Annotated in this window: 11 protein-coding genes and 1 pseudogene; 6 read left to right on the top strand and 6 right to left on the bottom strand. The window is 71.6% G+C overall.

Features of this window, described 5'->3' with window-relative positions; all coding sequences use genetic code 11:
* The first annotated feature begins 21 nt into the window (after window positions 1-21).
* Entirely contained in the window at window positions 22-1107 is a 1086-nt protein-coding gene (locus G4D86_RS10005) for an alpha/beta hydrolase (RefSeq protein ID WP_240360150.1), read from the top strand.
* A 73-nt stretch (window positions 1108-1180) separates the two neighbouring features.
* Here the strand turns inward: G4D86_RS10005 and G4D86_RS10010 are convergent, their stop codons facing one another.
* On the bottom strand, window positions 1181-2527 hold the full coding sequence (locus G4D86_RS10010) for an amidohydrolase family protein (RefSeq protein WP_163991981.1): 1347 nt from the start codon (window positions 2525-2527) through the stop codon (window positions 1181-1183).
* A gap of 399 nt (window positions 2528-2926) precedes the next feature.
* On the opposite strand from G4D86_RS10010, the pseudogene G4D86_RS52725 reads away from it, so the two are divergent.
* A pseudogene (locus G4D86_RS52725) lies at window positions 2927-3136 on the top strand (M23 family metallopeptidase); the annotation flags it as partial.
* A gap of 231 nt (window positions 3137-3367) precedes the next feature.
* On the opposite strand, the gene G4D86_RS10020 reads toward G4D86_RS52725, so the two are convergent.
* Together G4D86_RS10020 and G4D86_RS10025 are read right to left on the bottom strand one after the other, a co-directional pair.
* Window positions 3368-5065 (bottom strand): GTPase, encoded by a 1698-nt coding sequence (locus G4D86_RS10020; RefSeq protein WP_163991983.1) that lies wholly within the window; start codon window positions 5063-5065, stop codon window positions 3368-3370.
* 758 nt (window positions 5066-5823) lie between these two features.
* Window positions 5824-5988, bottom strand: coding sequence for a hypothetical protein (locus G4D86_RS10025; RefSeq protein WP_163991985.1), 165 nt, complete (start codon window positions 5986-5988; stop codon window positions 5824-5826).
* A 244-nt stretch (window positions 5989-6232) separates the two neighbouring features.
* Here G4D86_RS10025 and G4D86_RS10030 point away from each other — a divergent pair, with 244 nt between their 5' ends.
* Window positions 6233-7129: a dimethylarginine dimethylaminohydrolase family protein gene (locus tag G4D86_RS10030; protein ID WP_163991987.1), complete on the top strand. Its 897-nt coding sequence runs from the start codon at window positions 6233-6235 to the stop codon at window positions 7127-7129.
* Window positions 7122-7919, top strand: a complete 798-nt coding sequence (locus tag G4D86_RS10035; RefSeq protein WP_163991989.1) for a hypothetical protein — start codon at window positions 7122-7124, stop codon at window positions 7917-7919. The genes G4D86_RS10030 and G4D86_RS10035 overlap by 8 nt, the downstream gene beginning before the upstream one ends.
* Window position 7920: 1 nt before the next feature.
* Here G4D86_RS10035 and G4D86_RS10040 read toward each other — a convergent pair whose 3' ends face one another.
* Window positions 7921-8574: an MBL fold metallo-hydrolase gene (locus G4D86_RS10040; RefSeq protein ID WP_205519518.1), complete on the bottom strand. Its 654-nt coding sequence runs from the start codon at window positions 8572-8574 to the stop codon at window positions 7921-7923.
* Window positions 8575-8719: 145 nt separating this feature from the next.
* Here G4D86_RS10040 and G4D86_RS10045 point away from each other — a divergent pair, with 145 nt between their 5' ends.
* Both G4D86_RS10045 and G4D86_RS10050 read left to right on the top strand, forming a co-directional pair.
* Window positions 8720-10624 carry a lipase maturation factor family protein gene (locus G4D86_RS10045; RefSeq protein ID WP_163991993.1) on the top strand — a complete coding sequence of 635 codons (1905 nt, stop codon included), beginning with the start codon at window positions 8720-8722 and terminating at the stop codon, window positions 10622-10624.
* A gap of 138 nt (window positions 10625-10762) precedes the next feature.
* Window positions 10763-11623: an Ig-like domain-containing protein gene (locus G4D86_RS10050; protein ID WP_240360151.1), complete on the top strand. Its 861-nt coding sequence runs from the start codon at window positions 10763-10765 to the stop codon at window positions 11621-11623.
* Between the two features lie 267 nt (window positions 11624-11890).
* Here the strand turns inward: G4D86_RS10050 and traB are convergent, their stop codons facing one another.
* Window positions 11891-13528: an outer membrane exchange protein TraB gene (gene traB / locus G4D86_RS10055; RefSeq protein WP_163991995.1), complete on the bottom strand. Its 1638-nt coding sequence runs from the start codon at window positions 13526-13528 to the stop codon at window positions 11891-11893.
* Window positions 13525-15771, bottom strand: coding sequence for an outer membrane exchange protein TraA family protein (traA, locus tag G4D86_RS10060; protein ID WP_163991997.1), 2247 nt, complete (start codon window positions 15769-15771; stop codon window positions 13525-13527). The genes traB and traA overlap by 4 nt, the downstream gene beginning before the upstream one ends.
* Window positions 15772-15788 lie beyond the last annotated feature (17 nt).

The raw sequence follows: 15788 nt of genomic DNA on the forward strand, positions 1-15788 counted from the left end.
CGGGCCGGCATGCTCGGCGCCATGGCTTCTTCTTCCTCCATTCCCGTGACGCACGTCGCGGCGGCGCGGCGCGGAGTCGGGCTCGCACTCCTGCCGGGGCTCGTCGTCGCGCCGGTGGCCGTGCTGCTGATGGCCACCGCGGCCTTCATCGGCGCCTCGCCCTCGGGCTGGGGCTACGCCGTGGGCTTCGCGCTCGTGTCGGTCGGGCTCATCTCGCCACCTCGACGGCGGGGGCTGGCGCGGGCGGGGCTTGCCCTCATGGTGCTCGTGGCGCTGGGGCGGCTGGTCTTCGCACGGGGCACGCAGGTGGAGACGTTGCGGCTGCCGGACGGGGGCCACCGGTGGGTGAACCGGCTCGTCGCCGAGCAGGATGGGACGCTGCTCGCGGGGCATGTCCTGGTGCGCTCCGGCCGCCTGCCGCGCTCGGACGCGCGCGACTTCATCCCCGCGCTGGAGTCGGCCTTCGAACGGATGGACGCGGCCGAGGGAGAGCTGGCCACGCCCGCCGTCGCCACGTACCTGGGCCTTCAGTCGCCGGAGTCCTTCGACGCGCTGGTCATTCCCCCGAAGGGTGACGCCACGCCACGCACGGCGGTCGTCTTCCTCCACGGCTTCGCCGGCAACTTCGCGGTGTATTGCTGGGAGATGGCGCAGTCGGTCCAGGCCATCTCCGCGCTCACTGTCTGCCCCTCGGTGGGACCCGCCGGGGACTGGTGGTCACCCCGGGGCGAGCGCACGTTGAACGCGACGCTCGAGTGGCTCGCGGGCCGGGGCGTCCGCCGCGTCTATCTGGGAGGGCTCTCCAACGGAGGCGTGGGCGCGAGCATCCTCGCGGGTCGCGTCTCCCATCCGCGCCTGGAGTTGCGCGGGCTGGTGCTGGTGTCCGGCGCCGATTCACGGGCTCCCGCTCCGTCCGTGCCCACGCTGATGGTGCAGGGGCGGCATGACTCCATGATGCCCACCCGCTCCATGCGCGCCTACGCCGAGCGCCTGGGCCGGCGCGGGACGTACGTGGAGCTGGACAGCGGGCACTTCGCCTTCCTCGACCGCCATGCCGAGTGCGAGCGCGCCATCTCCACCTGGCTCGTCCAGCGCGAGCGGGAGTGAGAGGAGGAGGGGACGCTGGGGCGCACGACGCCGCGCCTCGGGCACGGCGCTCAGTGCATCGCCGGGATTCCGCTCACGGTGCCGGCGACTTCACCGCGGCCTCGACCTCCGCCAACATCGCGTCCAGCTCCGCGCGCGGCAGCCACCGGCCGCGCAGCACCACGCCGCGAGGAGCTTGCGTGTGGCGTACGTCCTCCCGCGGGTCCGCATCCAGGAGCAGCAGGTCCGCGCGCTGGCCGACGGCCACCGTGCCCCACTCGGCGGACTCGCCCAGGTACTCCGCCGCGTTGCGCGTGGCCGCCTCCAGCACCGCGCGCGTCGGCAGGCCCGCCGCGGCCAGGGCCTCCATCTCCCGGTGCACCGCGAAGCCCGTCACCATGAAGAACTGCGGCGAGTCCGAGCCCACCAGCAGCCCCGCTCCCGCCGCGTGCAGTCCCCTCACCACCTGCCGCCGCAGCTCCACGAAGCGCTGCCTTCGCGCGGCGGGTGCCCCCGCCAGCTCCGGGTCCGACAGGTCCTTCGTCCACGCCTCCACCGCGGCGGCGGGCACGTAGCGCAGCTCCGGCCGCGCGCGCAGCGTGTCCACCCGGTCCGCGTTGGAGAGCAGCTCGAAGAGCTCCATCGTGGGTGAGCTCCACACGCCCGCCTTGCGCGTCGCCTCCGCCAGCGCGGGGATGCGCGCCGCGTCCATCCGCTCCACCGCGTCGGTGAAGTCGAGCTGGTCCACGACGGCCTTGTCGCCCGGCGGCAGCAGCGCGGACAGCCAGCCGTCGAGGTGCTCCAGTTGCTGGCCCGACTCCAGCGCGTGCGCGAGCCCCACGTCCTGTGTCACGTGGCCGCTCACGCGCAGCCCCTGGGCCTTCGCCTCGGCCATCATCGCGTCGTACGTCTCGCGTCCCAGCCCGCCGTGCGTCTTGAGCAGGTCGAACCCGGCCGCCTTCTGCTCACGCACGCGCTGCCGGGCCTGCTCCGGTCCCTGCACCGACTTGCCGTGGAAGGACGGGCCGGCCACCAGCAGCCGGGGCCCGAGCACCTCGCCCTTCATCACCCGCGCGCGCAGCTCCAGCCCCGTTGGCGCGGCTCCCAGCGCCCGCGCGGTGGTGACGCCGTTGGCGAGCAGCAGCCGCAGCTGCCGGCCCGCCGCGTCTTGCGCCTGCCCGGTTCCCGGCTGGAGGTGCAGGTGCATGTCCACCAGCCCGGGCATGAGCCAGCGCCCGTGCCCGTCCACCCGCGCCGCGCCCTGGGGCACCGGCGTAGAGGCCGAGGGCCCCACTGCGATGATGCGCTCGCTGTCCACGAGCACCGTTTGATCCCGCAGCGCGTCAGTGCCGGTGGTCATCGGGAGCACCGTCACCCCCACCACGGCCAGGGTGGCGGACGGTGCGTGTGACGGCCCTTCCGGAGCGGTAGTCCCCCTCATTTCGGGTCCGCCACGGCAGGACGCCAGGCAGACGAGCAGACAGAGGCTCCAACCCCACCGCTGTGATTTTCCCTCGGAAGCCATGCGCGGAACCCTCCATGGAGGAGAACGGAGCATAGGCCCCCCGGTCGCGTAGCACGCGGGCTTCTGGGAAAATGCGCTGGGAAATATCGGGGGCACTTGCCTCCGTTTCCAGCCCGCCCCGATATGAACCTTTCCGCTCTCCTCCTTGGTTCTCTCCTGGCTTCGGCCCCCGCGGTTCCCCCCTCGACTGCTTCCCTGCAGGGCGACATGCCCGAGGTCGGCGTCCCCTTCGCCTGTGGTCGCATCTACACGGTGAGTCAGGGTCACGACACCGGTAGCCATCAGTACAACGACACCTTCGCCTGGGACTTCCGCATGCCGGACGGCACCCCCATCGTCGCGGCGCGTGACGGGGTGGTGCGGCTGGCGCGCGGTGACAGCTCCACGGGTGGCTGCGACGAGAAGTTCGCGCCGCAGGCCAACTACGTCGTCATCTCCCACGGGGATGGCCTGGAGACGCAGTACCTCCACTTCAGCGCGGTGGTGGTGAAGCCTGGAGAGCGCGTGCGCGAGGGCCAGCTCATCGGCTTCTCCGGTTCCACCGGCTGGGCCTGCGGTGCGCACCTGCACTTCAAGGTGGCACGTGAAGTGGGCAAGGGCTGGAACAACCCATCCGTCCCGGCGCGCCTCGCGGGCTTTGGCGACCCGGTGCGCGACACGCGCGTCTCCGCGCCCATCTGCAAGGACGCGGGCCAGCAGACGCTCATGGCCAACAACGAGGGCGCGCACGCGCCGGGTCAGGCCGTGGACTCGATGTCACCTGAGCGCCAGCAGGCGCTTCGCGGCCTCCCGCCCGGGGCGCAGTCCATCATCGACGGCCTCAATCAGCCTCCCGCCCAGGGCGGCCAGGGCCTCGACGAAACGGCCACGCCCCGCCGCACCCGCACGGCGAGCGGCCCCAGCGAGACTCGCTGACGCCAGCAGCGCGCCTGCTCCGGAGAGCAGCGCGAAGAAGGCCCCCGCGTTGATGAAGTACTCCAACGACAGCAGGGGGCCTTCCACGTAGGCCCGCACCACGCGGTAGCCCACGTGTCCCAGGAGGCCGAGCAGCGGCAGGTTGATGAGTGGCAACACCAGCCAGCGCGCGGTGCGCCACCAGCCGGCCACCGCCTCGCCCACGCCGGTGGTCGCCGTGTAGCGCCAGGCCCCGGCGCGTGCCGCGCGCACCGCGTCCAGCAGTGCGTCCACGTCCGGCACGCCCAGCAGCGCCGGCTCCAGGCCGCCGGCCCGCACCACGCTGCGCGCCTCCGCCAGCGCCGTGCGCGCGGCGGACTCCACGCCGAAGTCGTCCTCGAAGGGCTCCACCACCGCGGTCTCCGCGGCACGGGCGCGCGTGCGTCCGCGCACCGCATCCAGCGCGGTGGAGGCCGCCGCGACGGCCAGGCCCGCGGGCAGGCTGGCCCGTCCCACGAGGGCCGCCGCGCCCAGCCCGCTCGCTCCCCACAGGGACAGCCGAAGTCCCCAGGCCGCGGGGCCCCAGAAGCGGCCTCCCGCCTGACGCCGCACCTCCGCCGCGAGGTGCCCGTGGGCGAGCCGCAGCCGCGCGTCGAAGTCCGCGCGCAGGCCCTCCGCGGCCTTCTCCAGGCCGGAGCCCAGCGCGTCGCGGGTGCGCGCGAGCAGCGCGTCCGTCTCCTTCAGCGCGGCGTCCACGCGTGAGTGGACCTCTTCGAGCGCGCCAATGGCATTGGTGCGCCGCACGCGCGCGGCGACGGCCTGGGTGGCCAGCCCGCGCAGGTGGAAGAGGAGGGCGCCGAACTCGCCGGACACGTCGCGGCCGTCCTTCGCGGCGAGCGCGCTGATGGCGAAGACGGGCACGTCCTGCTGCGGCAGGCCGTACTGCTCGGAGGCCACGCGGCGCACCTGGGCCTTGAGGGACTCGCGCGACTCGGGGGACAGCTCGTCCGCGAAGTTGAGGATGAAGACGAGCGCGCGGCGGCGGGCGAACTCCGCGAGGAACTCCACCTGCGAGGCCTCGGCCACGCTGCTTCTGTGCATGACGACGAGCGCCACGTCCGCGCGCTCCAGCGCGGCGCGTGCGACGTCGCGGTGGGTGGTGGCCACGCTGTTGAGGTCCGGCGTGTCGATGAACACCTGTCCGCCCCAGAGGCCCTGTGGCCCGGGCGCGTACCGGACGACGCGCGCGCCCGTCTGGGCCAGTGCGTCCGCGGAGGCGCCTTCTGGAGCGAACACGGTGGCGGCGGTGCTGGTGGGCCGGTCCACGCCCTCGCGCGACAGGGGCTGTCCGGCCAGCGCGTTGAGGAGGGTGGACTTGCCCGCGCCGGTGGCTCCCACGAGCGCCACGCCGAGCGGTGCGTCCTTGCGGGCCACGCCGCGCGAGTAGTCGTCCACGAGCCGCTCCAGGCGCGACGCGTGCGGTTGCAGCGCGGGCAGCTCCAGGGCGGCCTTCAAGAGGGTGCGAAGGGCTTCGGGGTCGGGAAGGCTCGTCTCGTCCACGTGGGGTGGGAGCCTGTCCCGGCCACGGCCGGGTGACTACGAAGAAGATGCGCCGAGGGTGCGCCAGCGTGCACTTCGCGGGACGGATTCAGGGCGTGGGTGCGGCTTGCACGGAATCGGGTGACAGGGCCACCCGGACGGCGGACGGCGGACGGCGGACGGCGGAAGGAAGGTTCATTCCGCGAGTCCTCCGCCCGCAGGGTGGAGCGGAAGGAAGGTTCATTCCGCGGGTCCTCTGCCCGGCGGCTGACGGCAGCGGAAAGAAGGTTCATTTCGCGAGTCCTCCGCCTGAAGGGGGCGTGGAAGGAAGGTTCATTCCGCGCGTCCGCCACCTGAAGGGGGCGTGGAAGGAAGGCTCATTCCGCGAGTCTTCCGCCCGCAGTGGTGGCAGCGAAAGGAAGGTTCATTCCGCGAGTCCTCCGCCTGAAGGGGGCCGTGGAAGGAAGGTTCATTCCGCGAGTCCTGCGCCCGGAGGGGTGTCAGCGGAAGGAAGGTTCATTCCGCGAGGCCTCTGCCCGAAGGGGCGCGGAAGGAAGGCCCATTCCGCGCGTCCGCCGCCTGAAGAGATGGATCGGAAGGAAGGTTCATTCCGCGAGTCCTTCGCCCGGAGGAGGCAGCGGAAGGAAGGTTCATTCCGCGAGTCCGCCGCTCGGAACGTGAGGGAGTCCTGGGAACAGTCGCGTCCTGAAGAGGCCGGAGGTGGGAGTGGACCGGCGGGAGCCGATGCGAGGCTCCCGCCGGGGTAGAGGACTCAGCGCTTAGCAGCCGGAGCAGCCGTTGGGCTCCTCGCCACAGGCGAGGGTGGTGAACTCCGGGCACTTCGGCGGCTTGTCCTTCTGCGGTTGTCCCGCGCCTCCGTGGATGCGGGCCAGGTCCTGCACGAACAGCTCCTTCACCTTCTTCAGCTTCTTGTCGGTGCTCATGCGGGTGCTCTCCGTGTTGAGGGGCGCGTGGGGTGTCGGCCCGTGCGTGCGCCCGTGGTGTCGCCTCGGGCCGCTTCGGCAAGGAGGAGAACGGTGGACGTCCGCGCGCCTTTTCCGTCGGAAGCCTTTACAGGCCGGTGCGCCCGGGCAGGCGCCCTGCGTGGAGGGCTCGTTCGGAAGGCCGCTTCGGGGAATGCGCGCGGGTGGCGGTGCGCGAGGCGCCAGGAGTAGAAGTGAAAGAACCATGGACCTCTTCCTCATGTCGCCGCCAGGGCGCGCGTGGGCCCTGCGCGGGCGCAACAACTTCCGCAGCCGCGAGGCCCCGCAGGTGGACGCGCGCCAGGCCCGGCTCGAGTGGCTGGCACTGGCGCGAGAAATCGAAGCGCGCAGCGGCACGGTGGTGGCGCTGCCGTCACCTTCCGAATTGCTCACCGGCATGCCCTACGCCGCGGAGTGCGGGCAGGTCGTTCCGCGCGAAGGTGCGCCACCGTTGTTCCTGCTACCGCGCATGATGAGCGCGCACCGGCAGGCCGAGCGCGAGCACTGGGCTCCGCTGGCCCGCCGCATGGGCATGGAGGTGGTGGACCCGGGCGTGGGCATCTGGGAAGCGCACGGCGACGTGGCCACGTTCGACGGTGTCACGCTGCTGTTCTGGGGCGGGCGCACCACGCTCGACGGGCTGGAGGCCGCGGCGTCCCACTTCCCCGGCGAGGTGCTGCGCGTGCAGGTCCGCGAGCCCGCCTTCCACGGCAACATGGCCGTGCTGCCGCTGTCCGCCGTGGACCGGCTGATGGTGTGCCCGGAAGTCATCGCCCCGGACTCGTACGCGCGCCTGCGCGAGCGGTTCGGTGAGCAGCGGTTGCTCGTGGTGACGGAGGACGAAATCAAGCACTACGCCACCAACGGGCTGCCGCTCGGAAGGGACCTGCTCGCGCCCTCGGTGGTGCAGGACGCGGTGCGCGCGCGGCTGGCCCTGCTGGGCATGCGCGTGGTGCCGCTCACCATGCGCGAGCTGTGTGAGAAGGGCGGTGGCTCCTCGCGCTGCCTCGTGTCTCGCGCGGAGGTGGACGCGTCGGCGGTGCGGATTCCGGACGAGTACCGGCTGGAGACTGTCGCGAAGGACATCGAAGCCGATGCGTGAGGCGAGCGCACTGACGAGGCAAGCGGAGGCATTCCTCGCCCAGCACCCGGGCGTGTCGATGATGGCGCTCGGCTCGGGCGAGCACGCGGACTCGCTGGACCTGTCACCCCTCGGGGTGCCGGTACACTACCTGCCCGCCGAGCGGAACCTCGACCTGGCGATGCAGTACCTCGCGCTGAACCAACTGGCCTTCGGCGGCATCGGGGTGCCGCGCTGGGTGCTGTCCGACTTGTACCTGCTGCCGGGAGCCATCGGCCTGCTGCGGTGTCCGGCGCGCATGGTGAAGCCCGAAGTACGCGAGCAGCTGGGGCTGGCCGACGAGGACCCGACCATCGGCGCGGCGTACTTCGCGGCGCCGTCGGTGACGCCGGGCCTGTTCATCGGCGTGTCGCTGCTGAGCTTCCTGCCGGGCACCGGCGCCGCGGCGTGGGTGAAGGTGCTCACGCTCAACATGCTGCGCGCGAAGCGGCTGCGCGGCGTGGCCCAGTGGGACAACCCGAGCGTCCGCGTCCACGCGCGGCTCGGCCCGTTGCGCCTGGTGGGCCGCGTGCCCGGAGGACACGAGTACGGCGAGCGCACCTTCGTCTACGAGACGGACGTGTCGGACGGTGCGCGCGTCGCGGAGGCCATGGAGCGCAGGTCGTCCCCGGCCCCCACGCGGCGCATCTCCGTCACCGACCTGCCCACGCTGAGCGGACTGCTGGACCGCGCGGAGGCGGGCGAGGTGCTGCACCTCGTTCCACCCGGTCAGGACGCGGGGCACGTGCTGGTGCGCGAGGGCGCGCTCTGACTCAGGGCGCCGGCGCGGTGGGGGACTCCGAGTCCTCCTCCAGCGCGCGGCGCAGCGCCGCGGCGCCCTCTCCGACGATGGGCGCGCCGTGCGCGAAGCACACCGTCTGTACCGGCAGGTGGTCGAGGATGCGCTGCACGCTGTGCCGCGTGCGGAAGGGCTCGTCCTGGTACTCGCTTGGGACGAACTCCGGCGTGCCCCGGCCCGCATGCGTCAGCAGGTCCGAGATGAAGGCCACGCTGCGCGGGTGCTGCTGAATCCACAGCGTGTACATGGCCTCCGTCGGCCCCGGCGTGTGGAAGGAGACGATGCCCGCTGGCAGCGTGTCGCCCGCCACGTAGAAGAAGTCCGGTTTCTCTTCCAGTCCCTGCGCGCCCTCCGGCGCCCACACCGGGGCACCGAAGTCCTTGCGGAAGCGCCACGCCGAGCGCTGGTGATTGCCCGCCGTCAGGACGATGGCGGTCACCTTGCCCAGCCGGCGCAGCAGCTCCTCGTCGATGGGCAGCGGGTCGATGAGGACGACGGCGCCGTCTTCATCCACCACCGCGTACGCGTCGCTCCGCGCGCCGCCGATGCGCTCGTCGGAGAGGGTCCAATGGTGGACGCCGGGGACCACCTCGACCACCCGCTTTGCCTTCCCCTTGGGCTCGCTCATGCCGAGAAACGTAGGCACCCCGTCCACGTGTCACCTGGACCGACGGACGGTGGGGCCGCGGGCTCGCCGGGCCTCCTGCTCCGGGGGCGGCCAGTCCGGGAGGGGAGGGGCAGCCACCGTCCCTCCGTGGACACCACCTTCCCTCATGGTGGAGCGACTCCTGCGTGGGACGGCCTCGCGGCCGCTCGTACTCTTCGATGGGGACTGTGGCTTCTGCCGCCGCTGGGTGGCGCGGTGGCAGTTGAGCACGCGGGGGCGCGTGCGCTTCAAGCCGGGCCGCTGGTGGCTTCGCCAGGCGCTCGGCATTCGAAAGTCGGACCTGCGGCGGGCCATGCAGTTGGTGGAGCCGTCCGGCCGCCTGTCGCAGGGCGCCGAGGCGGTCTTCCGGATGCTCGCCTGGTCGCCCCGGAGGGGGACGCGCGCGGTGGCGAGGCTGGGGCTGCTGCCCGGCGTGCTGCACGCGGCGCGCGGTGTCTACGCCGTCATCTCCCGCAACCGGCGCACGGCCGCGCGGGTGGACTCCTGGCTCTTCGGACGCACCGTGGTTCCGCATGAGTACCGGCTGGTGCGCTGGGCCTTCCTCCGGCTGATGGGCGGCACGTTCTTCATCGCCTTCACGTCGCTGGGGCGGCAGGTGCTCGGGCTCTACGGCGCGCGCGGCATCCGCCCGATACGCGAGCGATTGGACGCGCACCTGGAGGTGGAGCCCGGCTGGCAGCGGTGGCGGCTGACGCCTTCCGTGTTCTGGCTGGATGCGTCCGATGAGGCGCTGGTGCGTGGGTGCCGCGCGGGCCAATTGCTGTCATTGGCACTCACCTTCAACATCGCGCCGCGGCGCAGCGCCATGCTGCTGTGGGCGCTGTACCTCTCCTACGTGGCCACGGGTCGCGAGTTCCTCTCCTTCCAGTGGGACGTGCTGCTGCTGGAGATGGGCCTGTTGTCCGCGCTCACCGCACCCGGTGGTCTGAGGCCGGGCCTGGGCCGCGACGCGCCCTCCGCGTTGGACGTGTTCCTCTTCCGGCTGCTCGTGTTCCGCCTCTACTTCGGCTCCGGCGTCAGCAAGCTCCAGTCGGGTGACAGGACGTGGCGCGAGCTGACGGCGATGGACCACTACTACGAGACAGCGCCGCTGCCCACGCGCGGCGGCTGGTACGCGCACCACCTGCCGCAGTGGTTCCACCGCGCCACCACGGCGGCCACGCTGGGCCTGGAGACGGGGCTGCCGTTCCTCACCTTCGCGCCCCGGAAGGTGCGGCAGCTCGCCTTCTGGGTCTTCGCCGGGCTGCAGGGCAGCATCGCGGCCACGGGCAACTACGGCTTCTTCAACGTCCAGGCGCTGGCGCTGGGGCTGTGGCTGCTGGACGACGCGGCGCTGCGGCACGTGCTGCCGCTCGAGGCCGACGCGCCCGCCCGGCCCCGCCGCTGGTGGCGCACGGTGCTGTCCGCGGTGGTGGCCGCGCCGGTGGTGGCGCTCGGCGCATCCGAGGTGCTCCGCCGCTTCGACTGGTGGCCGCGCCGCTCGGAGCGCGTCCTGGGCGCGCTGGGGTGGCTGGAGTCCCAGGCGCGTCCGCTGCGCTCCGTGAATCCGTATGGCCTCTTCAGCGTGATGACGGTGGAGCGGCCGGAAATCCTCATCGAGGGCTCCGACGACGGAGAGCACTGGAAGGAATATCCCTTCCGCTACAAGGTCGGAGACCTGGGGCGTCCGCCCCGGTGGGTGGCGCCGCATCAGCCGAGGCTGGACTGGCAGATGTGGTTCGCGGCGCTCGGCGCGCCGACGGGCTGGTTCCTCGCGTTGATGGGCCGGCTGCTGGAGGGCTCGCCCGAGGTGCTCGAGCTGCTCGCAAGCAATCCCTTCCCGGACAAGCCGCCGCGCATGGTCCGCGCGGTGCTCTACGACTACAAGATGTCGGACTTGGAAGCGCGGCGCCGCGCCGGCACTTGGTGGAAGCGCGAGCGGCTGGGCCTCTACGTCCCGCCGCTGGCCCTGGCCCCGGGGCCCCGGCCGACGGGCCGCGTCCCCCGGCTGCAACGGGACGCGGAGGCGTGAAGGCAGGTGCGCCTGCTCGGACGGTGGGCCTCCGGGCTGCAACGGGACTTCCGGGGCGTGCGGTGCGCGGAGCAGCAGGCGTGCGTTCGTGGACGGAGCGGGTCCCTTTTCTCACCGGGGTCTGCCCACGGCGTTAGGATGGCCGCTGCTCTCCGCCCCCTTCGTGCCGTGAAGACGCGCCTTCCTCTCCCTTCCGTCCTCGTCCTCGTCCTCGGGCTCCTGAGCGCCTGCGGGCCCACCCCCGACACCATCACCGTCGAGCCGCTGCCGACGAAGTACCTGCGGACGCCGGGGCAGAATGTGAAGCTGGAGTACGTGGTCCTCGACACGGACGGCCAGCGGATGTCCGAGCCGAAGCTGCGGTGGACGAGCTCCGCCACGGACGTGGCCCTCGTGCAGGAGGGCGTGGTGACGGTGCGCAAGTCGGGCAAGACGACCATCGGCGTCACCGGCGGCAAGATTCGCACGGCGATTCCGCTGGACCTCACCATCCTCAACTCGCTCGACGTGAAGGCGCCGGGCGCGGACTTCATGGAGGTGGGCCGCATCATCAAGCTGCGCGTGGTGGCGAGGAACGAGCAGGGCGAGTCGCTCGCCGACGCGGCGCCCGAGTTCCGCTCCTCCGACGAGGCGGTGGTGCGCGTGGAGGACGGGCAGCTCGTGGCCGTGAAGCCGGGCACCGCCACCGTCACCGCGACGCTGGGGCACCTCAACCGCGCCATCGCGGTGCAGGTGGTGCCCCCGGACTTCGCGCGCCTGGGCCTCAACCTCACGCACCATGTCTTCCAGAAGCCGGGCCAGTCCGTGATGCTCCAGGCCCGCGCCTACAACCGCAACGGCGCCGTGCTGGAGAGCGTGCCGCTGGAGTGGTTCACCTCGGATGCCGCGGTCGTCACCGTGTCGGCCGATGGCCGCGTGACGGCGGTGGGGACCGGCCATGCCGTCGTCTCCGTCGTCGCTGGCCGGCGGCGCAGCGCGGCGGAGTTCGTCGTCCCGTAGCGGGCTGACCGCGGAGCGTGCCGCGGCTTCCCACCGTGGAAGGAGCGCGGGACGTGCGCGATCGTCCTGCCCGGTTTCCTTCGTGGATGGAGGGTGCGGCCGCGCGTCCTGTCACCGGGGCGAGGCCGTGGGCGCAAGGCCGGCTCGCCCCCCGTTGCCCGTCGCCGCGGGGCCCGGCTCCGCGCCTCTTCCGAGCGCGAGCCGCACGTCCACTTCACGCGTGAGAGGCGCCTCTCCTCTTCGCGAAGAGGAGAGGCGCGCGCTCTGCTACTTCTTCGGCGCCGGGGCGGGAGCCTTCTCCTTGGGCGTCAGCAGCTTCGGGCGGGCGCGCTTGAGCTTCTTGTCGAGCGCCTCGTCCGGGCAAGGCGGGCGGGGCCCGTCGCTCGGCGGCTGAATCGTGAACTCGACGCGGCGGTTGAGCGCCATGCCCTCTTCCGTCGCGTTGTCCGCCAGCGGCTTGCTACGGCCGAAGCCCTGCGAGCACAGCCGCTCCGCCGCCACGCCGCTCTCGATGAGGAAGCGCACGACGCTGGCCGCGCGCCGCTTGGACAGGTCCAGGTTGTACGCGTCGCTCGCGCGCGCGTCGGTGTGGCCTTCCACGAGGATGCGGTCGACCTCCTTGTTCTCGTTCATCACCCGGGCCACTTCCTCGAGGATGGGGAAGGACTCGGAGAGGATGACGTCCTGGTCCGTGGCGAAGTTCACCTGCTCCAGGATGACAATCTTGTTCCCGTCGCGCCGCGCGAGCGGACACCCGTCGCGTCCACGGCTGCCCGCCGGCTGGTCCGGGCACTTGTCGAGCCGGTCCACCACGGCGTCGCCGTCCCTATCCGTATCCGGGCAGCCCGAGTTCCCCACGGGGCCGGCCAGGTCCGGGCAGAGGTCGCCCTCGCCAATCACGGAGTCGCCATCCGGGTCCACCGGAGGCGGGGGCGGAGGCGTCGGCTCCGGCGGGTCCTTGAAGCGCTCCAGCGCCTCCCACTCGCGCGTCTTCGCCGGAACCCAGATGATGGACGTGAAGAGGCTGAGCGTGGGCGACGCGAGCGAGCATCCGCAGCCCGCACCGCCGCCGAACGTGAAGGTGAGGCCGGTGGAGCTGTACCAGCGCAGGCCGAGGAGCAGCTCCGCGGGCACCTGCCGGGGCTCGTCCGGCAGCTTCTCCAGGCCCACCGCGCCGTGCACCATGCCCACGGCGGTGATGCCGCTGCCACGGAGGAGGGGCACCTCGGTGCCCACGCCGAAGGGCATCATGTCGCCCACCGACGCTCCGTTGAAGACATGGTCCGGCCGCTTCCAGAAGCCGCCGTTGAGCGCGAGCAGGATGCCGTTGCCGAAGCGGTAGTCGAGCACCACGCCCGGCGCCCACGTCAGTTCCCCGTCACCGGCGAACGCGTCCTGCGCGCCGGTGGGGAAGCTCACGTTGAGCGTCAGCGCGGCGCCGAAGCCCTTGCCCTCGGCGGGCCGGCGCAGGCCGGGGATGGCCACCTTGCCGGTGAGCCGCAGGTCGCCGAGGACGAAGCTCTCCACGCTCCCCTCGGTGCCGATGACCTCCAGGTTCTGCCCGCCCTGCGCGAGGATGAGCGGCATGTCCACGCCCACCTCGGCCCAGTCGAACAGGCCCACGCTGGCCATGGCGTCCAGCTGGAGGCGGTTGCCGACGAGGGAAATCTTCCCCAGGTCGCCGCCCTCGGGGACGAGCGTCAGCGGGTTGAGCGAGTAGCTGAAGTACGGGCCGCCAGCCACGGACAGGTGCGACAGCGGGCGTGACTGCGTCACGACCACCAGGTCCTGCGGGGCGCCGGAGGGACGGAATATCTGGACGTTGAAGCGCGTGTCCGGCTGGGCGGTGGCGGCGGTGGACAGCCCCAGCGCCAGGAGGAGGAGCGGAAGGTGCGAGGGCTTCATCGGGCGCGGCGCTGGTTCCGGAGGAGCATGAAGCCCGCGGCGAGCAGCACCAGGAAGGTGGTGCTTCCCGCGGGAGTGGCGTCGGCGGTGGTGCCACAGCAGAAGGCGCCACCCTGGGGCTCGGTGCCGGGCTTGCGGCGCCCGCGCTCGCACTCCTGCGTCTTGGACGAGCAGTACTCCATGCCGAGGCAGTCCCCGCTGTCCTCGCAGGAGGTGGAGCAGCTGTTGGTGGAAGTGTCGCAGGTGCCACCGCAGGGGCAGTGTGCGTCGGCGAAGCACTCCACGCAGGTGCTGCCGTTGCAGACGAGTCCCTGCTGGCACGTCACAGCGCACGCGCCGGCGTTGTCACAGGTGCGGGTGGTGGGGTTGCACACGCCGCTGCCGCAGTCCGAGTCCTCGCGGCAGCCCACGCAGGCGCTGCCCTGCACGGAGCCGTCGGAGAGGCAGAAGGGCGTGTCGCCCTCGCAGGCGCCGCAGCGCTCACCGCAGTGCCTGTCGGTGGTGCACGCGCTGCACTCGCCGCTGAGGCAGAAGCTTCCGTCGCCGCACTCCATGTCGTTGCGGCACTGGACGCAGACCTCGCCGTCCAGACAGAAGGGACGCTCACCGGGGCACTTGGCGCAGCCGGGGCCGCAGCTGTCCGCGGTGTTGCACTCGGGCACCGCGTCCACGCAGCGGCCGTTGAGCGCGTCGCACTGCTGGCCAGGGGCGCATTGGCTGTTGCTGGTGCACTCGACGCAGGACGGAGAGGCGCCGGGCGTCAGCGCCGCGCACTGGGTGCCGTTGGGGCAGCAGTTGCAGGAGTTGCCCGCGCACGAGTCATTGGTGGCGCAGGGGGAGCACTGGTGGTTGGAGCAGATCTCGCCGCGCGGGCACTGCGAGTCGTCATTGCACTCGTTGCATTCGTGGGCGGTGGGGTCGCAGACCTGGTCGCCGGGGCATTGGTCGTCGGTGGTGCACTCCACGCAGGCGGAGTTGGGCACGTCGCACACGGCGCCGGGGCAGTCGCTGTCGTCGTTGCAGCCAGTGCACTGGTTGGTCGTCGTGTCGCAGCGGCCGTTGTCGGGGCAGTCCGCGTCGTCGTTGCAGCCGCGGCAGACGTTGTCCGAGAGGTCGCAGCGGCCGTTGAGGGGGCAGTCACCGTCGTCGTTGCAGCCGCGGCAGGTGTTGTCCGTCAGGTCGCAGCGGCCATTGGCGCACTGGGTGTCGTCCGTGCACTGCACGCACTGGGTGCGGCCGTTGAGGTTGGCGCAGTGGGGCGTGGACTGGCCGCAGGGAGAGCAGGAGTCGCCGCACTGGAGGGACGAGTTGCACGGCGCGCACAGTGCAGCAGCGTTGCAGTAGTAGTACGAGCCACAGCCGCCGTTGTTGGGCGCGTTGACGTTGGCGCGGCTGCACTGCTCGCAGCGGTCGAGGTTCTCCGGGTAGGACGGAAGCCCGTTCTCGGTCTGGAAGAACTGCGCGGGCTGCAACAGCTGGAAGCCCGAGCTGAACAGGTTGACGATGGGCGGCTGGTTCGCGGCCCGCTCGAAGTCCGTGAATGGGCTTGCCAACATGCCCATCTCCAGCGCCGCATGTTCACCAATCTCGGCGTAGAGGATCTCAACGGGGTAGATGCCGGGCTGGTTGAAGGTGACCGCGTTCGTCGTCCGCCATGTCGCAAAGCCGAGCTGGGGAGGGCGGTTGATGACCTGGTACGACTGGCCCCGGTCGTAGATGACCAGGCTGACGGCGTCGTCCGAGTAGAAGCCGAAGTGCAACAACTGACCCTCGAGCCCGGCGGGGATGTTCAGGTAGCCGCGGAAGCGCGAGACGAAGGAGGTGACCGCGTCGTTGTCGTTGATGATGTTGAAGCTGCAGCCACCTGTGGAGCAGCGGGGCGCGGTGACCTGGCTGACGAAGTCGCCGTAGCTCAGCGTGCGTCCGTCGTTGAGGTTGTTCGACAAATCGAACGGCGTGCGCAGCACCGTGGTGACACGGCTCTGCTTGCTGGTGGGCTCCTCGATGAACCCATTGATGCCATCGATGTACGTGCCGCGCGTCTGCGGATACTCGCCCAGGGTCCGCGTCCACACATTGGACGCGACGCACAGGCCGTGGCCGCTGCCGCTCAGTGCAGGCGCTATCGGAGGACCTTGAACGGTGACATCCGCCAGCTTCTGACCCAGGGCGGGGGATGCCGTGAGACACACCGTCACCACGGCGAGCGCGAGACGCGCGATGCGGAACAGGGGGGATTTCAAAGCGGCGCTAGAATGCT

The organism is Pyxidicoccus caerfyrddinensis (genome assembly GCF_010894405.1).
GTDB lineage: Bacteria > Myxococcota > Myxococcia > Myxococcales > Myxococcaceae > Myxococcus > Myxococcus caerfyrddinensis.

Excerpts from the sequence above, each read along its gene's own strand:
- G4D86_RS10005 (WP_240360150.1), top strand. The coding sequence starts at position 22 with ATGGCTTCTTCTTCCTCCATTCCCGTGACGCACGTCGCGGCGGCGCGG.
- G4D86_RS10010 (WP_163991981.1), bottom strand. The coding sequence starts at position 2,527 with ATGAGGGGGACTACCGCTCCGGAAGGGCCGTCACACGCACCGTCCGCC.
- G4D86_RS10025 (WP_163991985.1), bottom strand. The coding sequence starts at position 5,988 with ATGAGCACCGACAAGAAGCTGAAGAAGGTGAAGGAGCTGTTCGTGCAG.
- G4D86_RS10030 (WP_163991987.1), top strand. The coding sequence starts at position 6,233 with ATGGACCTCTTCCTCATGTCGCCGCCAGGGCGCGCGTGGGCCCTGCGC.
- G4D86_RS10035 (WP_163991989.1), top strand. The coding sequence starts at position 7,122 with ATGCGTGAGGCGAGCGCACTGACGAGGCAAGCGGAGGCATTCCTCGCC.
- G4D86_RS10040 (WP_205519518.1), bottom strand. The coding sequence starts at position 8,574 with ATGAGCGAGCCCAAGGGGAAGGCAAAGCGGGTGGTCGAGGTGGTCCCC.
- G4D86_RS10045 (WP_163991993.1), top strand. The coding sequence starts at position 8,720 with ATGGTGGAGCGACTCCTGCGTGGGACGGCCTCGCGGCCGCTCGTACTC.
- G4D86_RS10050 (WP_240360151.1), top strand. The coding sequence starts at position 10,763 with ATGGCCGCTGCTCTCCGCCCCCTTCGTGCCGTGAAGACGCGCCTTCCT.
- traB (WP_163991995.1), bottom strand. The coding sequence starts at position 13,528 with ATGAAGCCCTCGCACCTTCCGCTCCTCCTCCTGGCGCTGGGGCTGTCC.